The sequence below is a fragment of the Renibacterium salmoninarum ATCC 33209 genome (assembly GCF_000018885.1).
Taxonomy (GTDB): Bacteria; Actinomycetota; Actinomycetes; order Actinomycetales; family Micrococcaceae; genus Renibacterium; species Renibacterium salmoninarum.
This window is the reverse complement of record NC_010168.1, coordinates 1,722,001-1,734,326: the sequence shown is the minus strand read 5'-3', so window position 1 is coordinate 1,734,326 and position 12,326 is coordinate 1,722,001. Positions and strand designations below refer to the sequence as shown.

Sequence of the window (12,326 nt, the reverse complement as noted above, 5' to 3'; positions counted from 1 at the left end):
GGAATCCGATGAATGCCACACGAGAGGTAATGCATCACTCTGATTGGGCACATGGAGATTGGCCGCGCGCTGGTTTCCCCGGACTTGCGATCAATCCCGAGACGTTGCTGGCTGAGGTGGTCGATGAGGAGCTTTGCGAGCGGGCCTTGGCCCTTAGCACCGAAGTTAATGATCGGATTCTGGTGCTGCTCGCACGACGCCGGCATAATGAGGCAGCTGATTTGCTCGTCGAAGCGCGGATGGCAGAGCACGACTCATTGTCATTGCAGATTCTTGAAGCAGACGCCGCTGGTGCAGCGCACGATTTAGATCGAGCGATTAAGCTTTTGCAGCATCTGGCCAGAGAGTATCGCGGTACGCCGGATGAGGCAGCGGTGCTCCAGCATTTAGTCAAAGCCACTTTCCGGGCTGGTAGATATCGTGCCGCCGCCAGTTTTGCCGTTGCTTTAGATCTTCGCGTCGCTGCTGGTGATTCAGCATCGTTGATATATTCGTCAACAGTTGCCCTTCAGCGGGCTAGAGATCTGTCAGAAAGATCGGCTTCTGTGGCTTGATCATGCCGTAGTCCGTAAAACGCGATAGAATTAATGCTGGATTTTTGACGTTTTGAACATGCACGATGAACCATGGCTGCGCTGAGGCGCCAAATGGGCATCGCCGAGGCAGGAGACACACCATGGTAACAACTAATGACATCAAAAACGGAACGGTCTTGAACCTCGATGGCCAGCTCTGGAATGTTATCGAATTCCAGCACGTCAAGCCGGGCAAGGGCGGCGCATTCGTGCGCACCAAGATCCGTAACGTGCTTTCTGGCAAAGTTGTTGACAAGACGTTCAACGCTGGCCTGAAGATCGAAACCGCTACGGTTGATCGCCGCGATTACCAGTACTTGTACCAGGATGGCGAAGATTTCGTTTTCATGGATACCCAAGATTTTGATCAGATCACCGTCTCGGCCGCCGTCGTCGGTAACGCAGTGAACTTCATGCTGGAGAATCTCAACGTCAACATTGCGTTGCATGAGGGCACCCCGCTGTACATGGAGCTGCCCGCCTCGGTGATGCTGGTTATTACCTACACTGAGCCGGGCCTACAGGGCGACCGCTCCTCGGCAGGCACAAAGCCGGCCACCTTGGAAACCGGCTACGAGATCCAGGTTCCGCTATTCGTCGAGCAGGGTACCAAGGTCAAAGTTGATACTCGTGACGGCTCCTATCTTGGCCGGGTTAACGACTAACTATGACGGAAAAATCAGCAGGCACTAGTGCGCGGAGTAAAGCTCGACGCCGTGCCCTCGACATACTTTTTGAAGCGGGACAACGTGACGTTTCGGCCGCAGAGGTCTTGAAACTTCGTCGTGAGCGGACCGATCAGATTATCAATCCCTACTCGGTGGACATCATCGATGGGGTGGGGCAAAAGCAGGAAGAAATTGATGAATTCTTGCAAACCTACGCTCAGGGTTGGACGCTGGAGCGGATGCCAGCCGTCGATTTGATCGCTCTGCGAATCGGCGCATGGGAGCTTCTTTACAATGACGATGTGCCGGATGCGGTCGCGGTGAGCGAAGCCGTGGAACTTGCAAAGCAACTGTCCACGGATGAGTCGCCACAGTTCATCAATGGATTGTTAGGTCGTTTGCAGCAACTTAAGCCAACGTTGCTCGCCTAAGACTAGGTTTAACCAAATTATGTCCCGCTGAGGAGCAACATTCAGCGGGACATAATTTTTTATCCCAGCCCGCGGGGTGGTTCCGGGGGATAAATTTGCAGGGCGATGCGGCGCTAGCCGAGCACGCTTGGTCGGAGGGCGGTTAACTCATTGAGCAATTGCTGCTCATCGTTCTGGTTTTGCTTCAGGTTCTTGCCGGTAAGAATCCGTTGGCGGGTGTACGCCAAGGTAGTTGCGCGGCGGATGAATCGCTTCATAACGGCGGTCCGCCCGGCGGTTTTTGCCCAACTCATAGCGGTACGTCGGCCAACTGGCGTAGCAACCATATGGACTCCATCGGCAGTGAACCAGCCTTGTTGAGCGTATTCAGCCAGGCGGCGATGCGTCAGTTTCGCTTCACTGCGCATCAGGAAAACTAGACCGACCACCCAAAGCACAATCAAGGGGAACTCATAGACCATCGCTTGCAGGAAGATCGCGCTGAGATAGCTTGCGACGTCGTTTGCATCACCAAGCAGTGGGGCACTGTTCCAGACCAGATGCAGGTACATGGCCGGCACTAATCCTAGGAAGAACGCGCCTATGATTGGGCCGGTTTTGCCTTTTCGGGCGGCGAACCCGATGATCAGACCGGTACAGGCGGTACAGGCGGTATAGAGCGCGTGGCCGAAGGGGCTGAATACGCCCCGAGCCAAGAAGCTCAGTCCAATACTGAGGCCGCCGGTTTCGCCGGATTCGTTAAAAGCCTGACCAAAATATTGGATGTTCTCGGTAAAGGCGAAACCGGCTGCGATGACGGTGGCGTACACAACGCCATCGAGAGGGCCGTCGAAATATTTCCGCGCGAACAGCGCGATCAGAAGGATGCCCAGTCCCTTGAAAAATTCTTCCACCGGGGGAGCCTCAAAGGTTGCCAGCCATTGCATCGCTTGTTCTTTGCCCATATTCGGCGGCCGGAACACCGCTACCCACACTGGCTGGATCAACAACGTGGTGCCAATTGAACCAAGCGCGCCCCAAAGTAGCGCAAAGCCCAGCATCCATTTGGGCTCGGGTTCCCAGCGATCAATGAAATAGGCAGTCAGCAATACCGCAGTGAGCGGGAAGAGCGACAAAATGAAGCCGATGGTCATACCGGCAAGCCCGCCGGCGTAAAACAGATTTGGCAGGATCAAGAACACGCCCAGCAGACCGGCCACTGCGCAAGTGATGCTGAGCAGCAAAATGATGTTCAGCGACGCCGTGGTGCGCCGGGCCTGCTGCATGGTCCAAACGGGCTGGATTGGCTGCTGTCCATAGCCATAGTTGGGCGCTGGTTGATAGCTTGCTTGATCGACTTGACCCTGCCAAACCGGATTTACCGGTTTCAGATAGGGCTGCTCCGCGTAGGCCTGCTGGTAGGCCTGCTGATCTGCCGAATTTGGCTGCTGTGGGTACGGCTGCTGGGCAAATTCTTGCTGCAGATACCCTTGCTGCGGGTAATAGGGTTGCTGGCCGGGTTGGGCTCCCGGTTGCTGGGGATACCGGGGATCGTTGGCGTCCTGCCAGTTCGGGGTGGTCATAGCGCTAACTTTACGTTGGCCCGGGGTCTAAACCAATGTTGTCCTAATCGCCAGATAAAATATTCGTGGTACTTTAGTGCACATAACGAACCACTTTAATTCCGTCCTGTGAGGCGGGGAAGGGGGCATCGGAATGGACAACTTTACGCAGACTGCGGCCAACGAATCTGGCCGAATAGTTTTGGGTAGTGCTGACATAGACCGGGCTTTGACGCGCATTGCGCATGAAATCTTGGAATCCAATAAAGGTTCGGCGAATTTAGTTCTTTTAGGTATTCCACGCCGCGGATTCCCACTGGCAAGCAGGCTGGCTGAGAAGATCGCCAGCGCAGAACCCTCGATTCAAGTGAAAAATATCCTTGGTCAACTCGACGTCACCATGTTTCGTGACGATCTTTCGCGGCAGCCAACTAGAGCACCGCAACCTACTCAACTGCCGGCGTCGGGCATCGATGACAAAGTCGTTGTTTTAGTCGACGATGTGCTCTTCTCTGGTCGGACCATTCGAGCTGCGCTGGACGCTTTGGTGGACTTGGGTCGCCCACGGACAGTTCGGCTGGCAGTTTTAGTGGATCGCGGCCACCGTGAGTTGCCGATCAGAGCAGATCACGTGGGTAAGAATCTGCCGACTTCTTCTACCGAACGCGTTTGGGTCCGGCTTGCTGAGACCGACGACGGCGAGGAGCAGGTCCGGATCGTCGGTGCGGCTGAGCGCGAGGCCGGAGTATGAAGCACCTGCTTTCAACCCATGACCTGCACCGCGGGGCGGCAATCCAGATCCTAGATACCGCCGAAGAAATGGCTTCAGTGACCGAGCGGGAAGTCAAAAAGCTACCCGCATTGCGTGGGCGAACCGTGGTGAACTTGTTTTTTGAGGATTCCACTCGAACGAGAATCTCTTTTGAAGCAGCGGCAAAGCGTCTTAGTGCTGATGTGATCAATTTCGCGGCTAAGGGGTCCTCAGTTTCGAAGGGCGAGTCGCTCAAAGACACGGCACAGACCCTTGAAGCGATGAGCGCAGACGCCGTCGTTATTCGACACGGTGCTTCTGGCGCGCCGCAACGACTTGCTGATTCTGGCTGGATTGACGCTGCCGTGATCAATGCTGGTGATGGCACTCACGAACACCCGACGCAGGCGCTGCTCGATGCCTTCACAATGCGCAGACACTGGGCGAAAATTTTCGGTGTTAGCTCGGTGGGTAGCGATGTAGCTGGCATGCGAGTAGCAATTGTCGGCGATGTGCTGCATTCCCGGGTAGCTAGATCCAATGTTTGGTTGCTGCATACACTGGGCGCCCAAGTCACACTAGTGGCACCCCCCACCTTGCTGCCGATAGGTGTGCAGACCTGGCCTTGTGCGGTCAGCTTTGATTTGGATCAGACCTTAGACGCGGGGGTGGATGCGGTGATGATGTTGCGTGTGCAGGGCGAGCGTATGCACGCAGCCTTCTTCCCCTCAGAGCGTGAGTACTCCCGGCGCTGGGGTTTTGACGATGCACGACTGGCCAGATTAGATGCCCTTGGCTTGGACGAAACCATCATCATGCACCCGGGGCCGATGAACCGTGGCTTAGAAATATCGTCGGCAGCTGCCGATTCATCCCGTTCTACGGTATTAGACCAAGTTCGCAACGGCGTTTCTGTCCGAATGGCGGCACTGTACTTGCTTCTGAGTGGCGGCCTTCAACAGCCCGATCAAAGCAATCCGCAGCGCAATGTCACGAACACCAGCAACTGGCAGGAGACCAAACGATGAGCGAAACTTTTTTGATCAAAGGTGCAAGTTTGCTCGGAGGAGACCGGGCCGATCTACTTCTGCGCGACGGCGTAATAGTCGAGGCGGGTTCGTTGACCGCGGGCACGGCTACTGAGATTGACGCTTCCGGCTTGGTAGCTCTTCCCGGTCTGGTCGATTTACATACCCATTTGCGTGAACCGGGCAGGGAAGACGCAGAGACCGTCCTGACTGGCTCTCAAGCAGCGGCCAAGGGCGGCTTTACCGCAGTGCACGCAATGGCTAATTCGACGCCGGTCGCGGACACCGCGGGCGTCGTGGAACAGGTCTTTAGCTTGGGCGTTGAAGCTGGTTGGACCGAAGTTCGGCCAGTGGGTGCAGTCACGGTGGGGTTGGCCGGCCAGCGCCTTGCAGAGCTGGGTGCCATGGCGGATTCCAATGCTAGAGTCCGGGTATTTTCTGACGATGGCTTGTGCGTGTGGGACCCGGTTTTGATGCGGAGAGCGCTCGAGTACGTCAAAGCGTTTGACGGCGTGATCGCTCAACACGCGCAGGAGCCTAGGCTCACGGAGGGCGCTCAGATGAACGAGGGCGCAGTTTCCTCGGTACTTGGTTTGCAAGGCTGGCCCGCGGTAGCGGAAGAAAGCATTATTGCCCGCGATGTGCTGCTTGCTCAGCATGTTGACTCCCGGCTGCACGTCTGCCATGTATCTACTGCGGGTAGCGTGGAAATTATTAGGTGGGCGAAAGCGCGCGGAATCAAAGTCACTGCGGAGGTGACCCCGCATCATTTGCTCCTCACTGATGAACTGGTGCGCAGCTATGATCCGGTTTTCAAAGTCAACCCGCCGCTGCGTACCAGCGAAGATGTGCAGGCGCTACGCGAGGCGCTTGCGGACGGCACGATCGACGTCGTCGGAACTGACCATGCTCCGCACCCTTCGGAAGCAAAAGAATGCGAGTGGGCGCAGGCCGCGATGGGTATGACCGGCTTGGAAACTGCTCTCTCGGTGGTACAACACACCATGGTAGAAACTGGCTTGATTTGTTGGCAGGACGTGGCCCGAATCACCGCGCAGACGCCGGCACGAATTGGCCAGCTTCCCTGGCAAGGCGGCAGCTTGCGGGTTGGTGAGGTGGCAAATGTGGTTCTGGTCGATCCGGCTGCTCGTTGGACGGTCGATCCAACGGTGATGGCTACCAAGGGCCGGAATTCGCCCTTTGCTGGCCTTGAGCTGCCAGGTTCGGTGGTGGCGACCTTCTTTGCCGGCCATCCAACGGTACTGAACGGCGCATTGAACTCGGCCAGGCCGGTCGGTGCCAGCGCGGTTTCCGGGTTGGTGCCAAATGGATAAATTGGGTCCCGTACTTTTTGCCGTTGCCTTGGTGCTGGCAATCTTCGTGTTGATGGCAATCGGCTGGCGAAACCGCAAGCGAAATCAAGCAGGCTTCCCCGATTTGCCCGAGATTCCAACACTTTCTGAGCCAAATTTTGCCGTAGCTGGCCAATACGTTTCCACAACGCGCGCTGGTGATTGGCTTGACCGGATAGCAGTTCATGGTCTGGGCGTGCGGTCAGCCGCGCAAATTGAGATCTTTCCGGAAGGGGTCTTAATTAGCCGTTCTGGCGCCGGCGATCTCTTCCTCGCCCGCGAACAAATTCAGGAAGTTCGCACCGAAAGCGGCATGGCCGGAAAGTTCGTTGAAAAGGACGGCTTGGTCGTGCTTACTTGGCAATGGGGCGAGATTCTTCTGGATTCTGGATTCCGAACTCGTCGTGCCGAAGATCGAACGCCACTTCTGGCAGCTTTGCAGAAATTCACCCAGACAACACCCGAAAACACCGAAAAGAACGGCTGATAATGATGACTTCTGACACATCTGGGCATCGCACGGAAGTTTCCGAGATCGCGGTGCTGGTCTTGGAAGATGGCACAGCCTTCCACGGCACCTCCTACGGTTCTCAGGGCATAGCCCTCGGCGAGGCAGTCTTTGCTACTGGGATGACCGGTTACCAGGAAACGATCACTGACCCTTCTTATGCTCGGCAACTGGTAGTTCAAACTGCGCCACACATCGGTAACACCGGAGTAAACGACGACGACGCCGAGTCGCGAAAGATTTGGGTAGCCGGTTACATCGTCCGGGATGCGGCGCGGCGTCCATCGAATTGGCGCTCACAGCGCAGCCTCGATCAAGAGTTGGAAGCGCAAGGAATCGTCGGGATCCAAGGCGTTGATACGCGGGCAATCACCCGGCACCTTCGCGAGCGTGGCGCAATGCGCGCGGGTATTTTTTCGGGCGTGGCTGCTGCCGCACCTGCCCAAGAACTGCTCGCGCAAGTGAGATCCAGCGCACCGATGGAAGGAGCCAAACTTGCCGAAGAGGTAAGCGTCAGTGCGGCTTACGTCGTCGAACCGTCCGAACACGGTTGGCAAGGCGAGCCGCGGTTTGCCATTGCCGCTTTGGACCTGGGCATTAAAGCGATGACGCCGCAGCGCTTCGCCGAGCGCGGCGTTCGAGTACACGTGCTGCCCGCGACCGCTAGCTTTGAAGAAGTAGTCGCGCTCAAACCAGACGGCGTATTCATGTCCAACGGGCCCGGTGACCCGGCAACCGCGGATGACCAAGTAGCGCTGCTCCGAAAAGTACTCGAAGCGAAATTGCCGTTCTTTGGAATTTGCTTTGGTAACCAAATCCTTGGCCGTGCGCTGGGATTCGGCACCTACAAGCTGCGTTATGGGCACCGGGGGATTAACCAGCCTGTGCTTGACCGAGCCACTGGCAAGGTCGAAATCACCTCGCAAAACCACGGTTTTGCCGTCGATGCGCCGAAGGAACGGATCAGCGATGCGCCGGAGTCTCGCTTCGGCCGAGTCGAGGTAAGCCATGTGAGTCTCAATGACGACGTGGTCGAAGGGCTGCGCTGTTTGGATCTGCCCGCTTTCTCGGTTCAATATCACCCAGAAGCAGCAGCCGGTCCACATGATTCGGCGTATCTTTTTGATCGCTTCATCGATTTGATCGCCAGCACAAACAATTTCAGCACAAACGAGGATGCAAAGTAATGCCAAAGAGAGAAGATCTAAAATCCGTGCTGGTTATTGGCTCTGGTCCGATTGTGATCGGCCAGGCTGCTGAGTTTGACTACTCTGGAACACAAGCGTTGCGTGTGTTGAAGGAGGAAGGGCTTCGCGTCATCCTGGTCAACTCCAACCCGGCGACCATCATGACTGACCCGGAATTTGCTGATGCGACCTATGTGGAGCCAATCACTCCCGAGGTAGTAGAAAAGATCATTGCCAAAGAGCGACCGGATGCCTTACTGCCAACTCTTGGTGGTCAGACCGCGCTCAACACAGCCATCGCTCTGGATAAAAACGGAGTGCTTGCCAAATACAACGTCGAATTGATCGGCGCGAATATTGCCGCGATTGAGCTCGGTGAGGATCGCGAGAAGTTCAAAGGCGTCGTCGAACGCTGTGGTGCGGAATCTGCACGATCGCACATTGTGCACGCCATGGATGAAGCACTCGTCGCAGCGGCAGACCTAGGTTACCCGTTGGTAGTCCGACCTTCGTTCACTATGGGTGGACTTGGCTCCGGCCTTGCCTATAACGAGAAGGACCTGCACCGAATTGCCGGTGCAGGTTTGCAATACAGCCCGACGAGCGAAGTTCTGCTTGAGGAAAGCATTCTGGGCTGGAAAGAGTACGAGCTCGAAATGATGCGCGACAAAAACGACAACGTCGTGGTCGTGTGTTCAATCGAGAATTTTGACCCAGTTGGTGTGCATACTGGCGACTCAATCACGGTAGCGCCCGCGATGACGTTGACTGACCGCGAGTACCAAAATCTGCGCGATATTTCGATCGCGGTCATCCGCGAAGTTGGCGTGGACACCGGTGGTTGCAATATTCAGTTTGCCATCGAACCAGACACCGGTCGCGTCGTGGTGATCGAAATGAACCCTCGAGTCTCGCGTTCTTCGGCTCTAGCTTCCAAAGCCACTGGGTTCGCTATCGCAAAAATCGCTACCAAGCTTTCGTTGGGCTACACGCTCGACGAAATTCCGAACGACATCACGCAGAAGACGCCGGCCAGCTTTGAGCCGACGCTCGACTACGTCGTCGTCAAAGTACCTCGCTTCGCCTTCGAAAAATTCCCGGCAGCTGACCCCACGCTGACCACGACGATGAAGAGCGTCGGCGAAGCGATGGCAATCGGCCGAAACTTTACTGAAGCCTTGCAGAAGGCACTTCGTTCGCTGGAGCAAAAAGGCAGTCAGCTGGATTTTGGCAGCGTCAACGCCTTGGACGTGCCAGAGCTGATCGAAGCTGCAAAACGTCCGACGACGGATCGGCTGGGCCAGGTGCAGCGCGCACTTGCCGGTGGTGCTTCGGTTGAGGACCTCTACGCTGCGACCGGAATCGATCCCTGGTTCCTTGAGCAACTTCAGCTACTCAATGAAGTGGCCGTTGAGCTGAAACAAGCGCCTCAACTTCATGAAAGTTTGTTGCGGAAGGCGAAACGGCACGGTTTCTCCGATGAACAGATTGCTGGCTTAACCAACAATGCAGAAGCCGTCGTCCGCGGCGTTCGGCAAGCGTTGGGTATTCGGCCGGTCTATAAGACGGTCGATACGTGTGCTGCAGAATTCGCAGCCTATACGCCGTATCACTATTCTTCCTACGATCAGGAAGACGAGATCGCTTTGCACGAAAAGCCCTCAGTGATCATTCTGGGCTCGGGACCAAATCGAATCGGTCAAGGAATTGAGTTTGACTATTCCTGCGTGCACGCGTCAATGGCGTTGCGCAAGGCCGGCTACGAGACGGTGATGGTCAACTGCAACCCCGAGACTGTTTCCACTGACTACGACGTTTCCACTAGGTTGTACTTCGAGCCACTGACCCTTGAAGACGTGCTTGAAGTGATTGCTGCGGAGGAGCGCACCGGTGGTGTGATGGGTGTCTTTGTCCAGCTTGGTGGTCAAACCCCCTTGAAGCTCGCACAAGATCTGGCCGATGCGGGCGTGCCAATTTTGGGTACGCCGCCGGAGGCTATCGATTTGGCGGAGCACCGGGGCCAATTCGCGCGTGTGCTGGATATTGCCGGGCTTATTGCACCCAAGAATGGCGCCGCAGTCTCCTTCGAGGACGCCAAACGGGTGGCGGATGAAATTGGTTACCCAGTTTTGGTTCGACCGTCTTATGTCTTGGGCGGTCGTGGCATGGAGATTGTCTATGATGAGCCGAACCTGTTGCGGTACATCACGAATGCCACCGAAATTACTCCTGACCATCCGGTGCTCATCGACCGATTTTTGGAAGACGCCATCGAGATTGACGTGGATGCGCTTTACGACGGCAAAGAGCTCTACCTAGGCGGCGTGATGGAGCACATTGAGGAGGCTGGTATTCACTCTGGCGACTCAGCCTGTGTTTTGCCGCCAATAACGCTTGGCCAGGGCGTGGTGGACCGTGTGCGTGATGCGACGCAAGCGATTGCTGAAGGCGTCGGGGTACGCGGTCTGATCAATATCCAGTTCGCTTTGGCCTCGGACGTGCTTTACGTACTAGAGGCGAACCCCCGGGCGTCGCGCACCGTGCCGTTCGTCTCTAAAGCGACTGGTGTTCAACTAGCCAAGGCAGCGGCGCTGATAGGTACCGGGGTGACTATCAATCAGTTGCGCACTGCGTACAAGATGATCCCGAGCTTACCGGGTACTCCTGGCGGGTTCGACGGCGGTTCGCTGCCCGTCGGTGCGCCGGTAGCCGTCAAAGAAGCAGTGCTTCCGTTTAGTCGCTTCCGCACTCCAGAAGGTGCTGTAGTCGACTCGCTTCTTGGCCCTGAAATGCGCTCAACTGGCGAAGTAATGGGCATCGATAAGCACTTTGATACCGCTTTTGCGAAAAGCCAAGCAGCGGCGAACAACGCATTGCCGACCGAAGGGAAAGTATTCGTTTCGGTGGCCAACCGGGATAAGCGTGCGGTCATTATGGCGGTGAAGTTGCTGGCAGATTTGGGCTTTGAAATCGTTTCGACGGGTGGCACGGCGGATGTTCTTCGGCGTAACGGAATCCAGTCCAGCACGGTCCGGAAAGTCGCTGAAGGCACCAGCGCCGAAGGCGAAGGAACCATTACTGATCTCATTATCGCGGGGGAGATCGATATGGTCTTCAATACTCCCTCTGGTGGCGAAGCGCGCGGCGACGGCTATGAGATCCGGGCCGCAGCTATCTCAATCGGCATCCCGTGCATCACCACGGTGGCTGAATTCAACGTTGCGGTGCTGGCAATCGAAGCGATGCGCAGCTTCGAGTGGAACGTCACCAGCCTGCAAGAGCACGCTGAGGCTCTCTTGGAAGCGGCGGCAAATGTCTGAGTTGCCGCTGGACGGTGCGCATCGCTTTGGTGCAAGGTTGCAAAAGCTGATGACTGAGCGGGGTCAGCTGTGCGTCGGAATCGATCCGCACCCGGCGCTCTTGAGTAATTGGGGCTTGCCAGACACAGCCAGTGGCGCCCGGGAATTTGCGCTGCGGATACTCGACTCAGTGGCGGGTCTTGTGCCTGCAATCAAGCCGCAAGTTGCCCTCTTTGAGCGTTTTGGTTCGGCGGGATTCTTGGTTCTCGAGGAGCTGCTGGCTGCTAGCCGGGATGCTGGTGTGCTGAGCATCGCCGATGCCAAACGTGGCGATATTGGTTCCACCATGGCTGCTTATGCGCTGGCTTGGTTGGATTCCGAGTCAACACTGGCAGCGGATGCTGTGACGCTCAGCCCCTACCTAGGGTTTGAATCTTTGCGCCCGGCACTTGATCTGGCCACAGATCAGGGACGCGGTGTCTTTGTGCTGGCCCTCACGTCAAATCCAGAAGGTCCCAGTGTCCAGCACGTAGGCGCTTCAGAAAACGACGGCGCAGTAGCAGCTCGGATTGTTCGTGCGGCTAGCGAAGAAAACCATCGCGAGTTAGCTGGTAGAACTTTAGCTGGCGAAACGAACGGGCAAACTTTGGGCAGCACCGGATTGGTTATTGGTGCGACGGTGGGGGAGTCGGTTCGCAAGCTAGGTCTTGACCTAGCCGGTGTTTCTGGACCGATACTGGCCCCGGGGCTTGGTGCGCAAGGCGCTACTGGCGCGGACCTACGAGTGGTGTTTGATAGTGCCTATCCGCAGGTCTTGGCAACCTCAAGCCGGGGGATCGCTGAGGCCGGACCGGATCGAAATGCTATTGCGGCAGCTACTCGCGCAACCCTTGAAGAGCTCACGGCGCAATAGGAATAAGTGGCTTGCTCACGTTGAAGGGCTTAGTTGGATTTGGCTTGCCAGCCCAAGCCAGCCGGCAAAATCA

Annotated in this window: 11 protein-coding genes; 10 read left to right on the top strand and 1 reads right to left on the bottom strand. The window is 56.5% G+C overall.

Annotated features, from left to right (window positions below; all coding sequences use genetic code 11):
• Positions 1–8: 8 nt before the first annotated feature.
• From RSAL33209_RS08710 to nusB, 3 genes are all read left to right on the top strand, one after another.
• Complete coding sequence (locus tag RSAL33209_RS08710; RefSeq protein WP_012245375.1) at positions 9–554, top strand: hypothetical protein; 546 nt, start codon at positions 9–11, stop codon at positions 552–554.
• Positions 555–676: 122 nt separating this feature from the next.
• The gene (efp, locus tag RSAL33209_RS08705) at positions 677–1,240 is read left to right on the top strand and encodes an elongation factor P (protein WP_041685476.1); all 564 of its coding nucleotides are present in this window, start codon (positions 677–679) and stop codon (positions 1,238–1,240) included.
• A 2-nt stretch (positions 1,241–1,242) separates the two neighbouring features.
• A complete protein-coding gene (gene nusB / locus RSAL33209_RS08700) occupies positions 1,243–1,674 on the top strand; it encodes a transcription antitermination factor NusB (RefSeq protein ID WP_012245373.1) in 432 nt (143 codons plus the stop codon).
• A gap of 113 nt (positions 1,675–1,787) precedes the next feature.
• Here nusB and RSAL33209_RS08695 read toward each other — a convergent pair whose 3' ends face one another.
• Positions 1,788–3,236, bottom strand: a complete 1,449-nt coding sequence (locus RSAL33209_RS08695) for a PrsW family intramembrane metalloprotease (protein WP_012245372.1) — start codon at positions 3,234–3,236, stop codon at positions 1,788–1,790.
• Positions 3,237–3,369: 133 nt separating this feature from the next.
• On the opposite strand from RSAL33209_RS08695, the gene pyrR reads away from it, so the two are divergent.
• The 7 genes from pyrR to pyrF are packed head-to-tail and all read left to right on the top strand — an operon-like array spanning position 3,370 to position 12,253.
• On the top strand, positions 3,370–3,966 hold the full coding sequence (pyrR, locus tag RSAL33209_RS08690; protein ID WP_012245371.1) for a bifunctional pyr operon transcriptional regulator/uracil phosphoribosyltransferase PyrR: 597 nt from the start codon (positions 3,370–3,372) through the stop codon (positions 3,964–3,966).
• Positions 3,963–4,994 carry an aspartate carbamoyltransferase catalytic subunit gene (locus tag RSAL33209_RS08685; RefSeq protein ID WP_012245370.1) on the top strand — a complete coding sequence of 344 codons (1,032 nt, stop codon included), beginning with the start codon at positions 3,963–3,965 and terminating at the stop codon, positions 4,992–4,994. Before pyrR ends, RSAL33209_RS08685 begins: the two co-directional genes overlap by 4 nt.
• Positions 4,991–6,328 carry a dihydroorotase gene (locus RSAL33209_RS08680; protein WP_012245369.1) on the top strand — a complete coding sequence of 446 codons (1,338 nt, stop codon included), beginning with the start codon at positions 4,991–4,993 and terminating at the stop codon, positions 6,326–6,328. The genes RSAL33209_RS08685 and RSAL33209_RS08680 overlap by 4 nt, the downstream gene beginning before the upstream one ends.
• On the top strand, positions 6,321–6,833 hold the full coding sequence (locus RSAL33209_RS08675; RefSeq protein ID WP_041684617.1) for a PH-like domain-containing protein: 513 nt from the start codon (positions 6,321–6,323) through the stop codon (positions 6,831–6,833). Before RSAL33209_RS08680 ends, RSAL33209_RS08675 begins: the two co-directional genes overlap by 8 nt.
• A gap of 2 nt (positions 6,834–6,835) precedes the next feature.
• Positions 6,836–8,041 (top strand): glutamine-hydrolyzing carbamoyl-phosphate synthase small subunit, encoded by a 1,206-nt coding sequence (gene carA, locus RSAL33209_RS08670; RefSeq protein WP_012245367.1) that lies wholly within the window; start codon positions 6,836–6,838, stop codon positions 8,039–8,041.
• Positions 8,041–11,361, top strand: coding sequence for a carbamoyl-phosphate synthase large subunit (gene carB, locus RSAL33209_RS08665; RefSeq protein WP_012245366.1), 3,321 nt, complete (start codon positions 8,041–8,043; stop codon positions 11,359–11,361). Before carA ends, carB begins: the two co-directional genes overlap by 1 nt.
• A complete protein-coding gene (gene pyrF / locus RSAL33209_RS08660; RefSeq protein ID WP_041684616.1) occupies positions 11,354–12,253 on the top strand; it encodes an orotidine-5'-phosphate decarboxylase in 900 nt (299 codons plus the stop codon). The genes carB and pyrF overlap by 8 nt, the downstream gene beginning before the upstream one ends.
• The last annotated feature ends 73 nt before the right edge of the window (positions 12,254–12,326 follow it).

Bases quoted from the DNA above. Each gene is read 5' to 3' on its own strand.
- pyrF (WP_041684616.1), top strand. From the start codon at position 11,354: ATGTCTGAGTTGCCGCTGGACGGTGCGCATCGCTTTGGTGCAAGGTTG.
- pyrR (WP_012245371.1), top strand. From the start codon at position 3,370: ATGGACAACTTTACGCAGACTGCGGCCAACGAATCTGGCCGAATAGTT.
- RSAL33209_RS08680 (WP_012245369.1), top strand. From the start codon at position 4,991: ATGAGCGAAACTTTTTTGATCAAAGGTGCAAGTTTGCTCGGAGGAGAC.
- RSAL33209_RS08710 (WP_012245375.1), top strand. From the start codon at position 9: ATGAATGCCACACGAGAGGTAATGCATCACTCTGATTGGGCACATGGA.
- nusB (WP_012245373.1), top strand. From the start codon at position 1,243: ATGACGGAAAAATCAGCAGGCACTAGTGCGCGGAGTAAAGCTCGACGC.
- efp (WP_041685476.1), top strand. From the start codon at position 677: ATGGTAACAACTAATGACATCAAAAACGGAACGGTCTTGAACCTCGAT.
- RSAL33209_RS08675 (WP_041684617.1), top strand. From the start codon at position 6,321: ATGGATAAATTGGGTCCCGTACTTTTTGCCGTTGCCTTGGTGCTGGCA.
- RSAL33209_RS08695 (WP_012245372.1), bottom strand. From the start codon at position 3,236: ATGACCACCCCGAACTGGCAGGACGCCAACGATCCCCGGTATCCCCAG.
- carA (WP_012245367.1), top strand. From the start codon at position 6,836: ATGATGACTTCTGACACATCTGGGCATCGCACGGAAGTTTCCGAGATC.
- carB (WP_012245366.1), top strand. From the start codon at position 8,041: ATGCCAAAGAGAGAAGATCTAAAATCCGTGCTGGTTATTGGCTCTGGT.
- RSAL33209_RS08685 (WP_012245370.1), top strand. From the start codon at position 3,963: ATGAAGCACCTGCTTTCAACCCATGACCTGCACCGCGGGGCGGCAATC.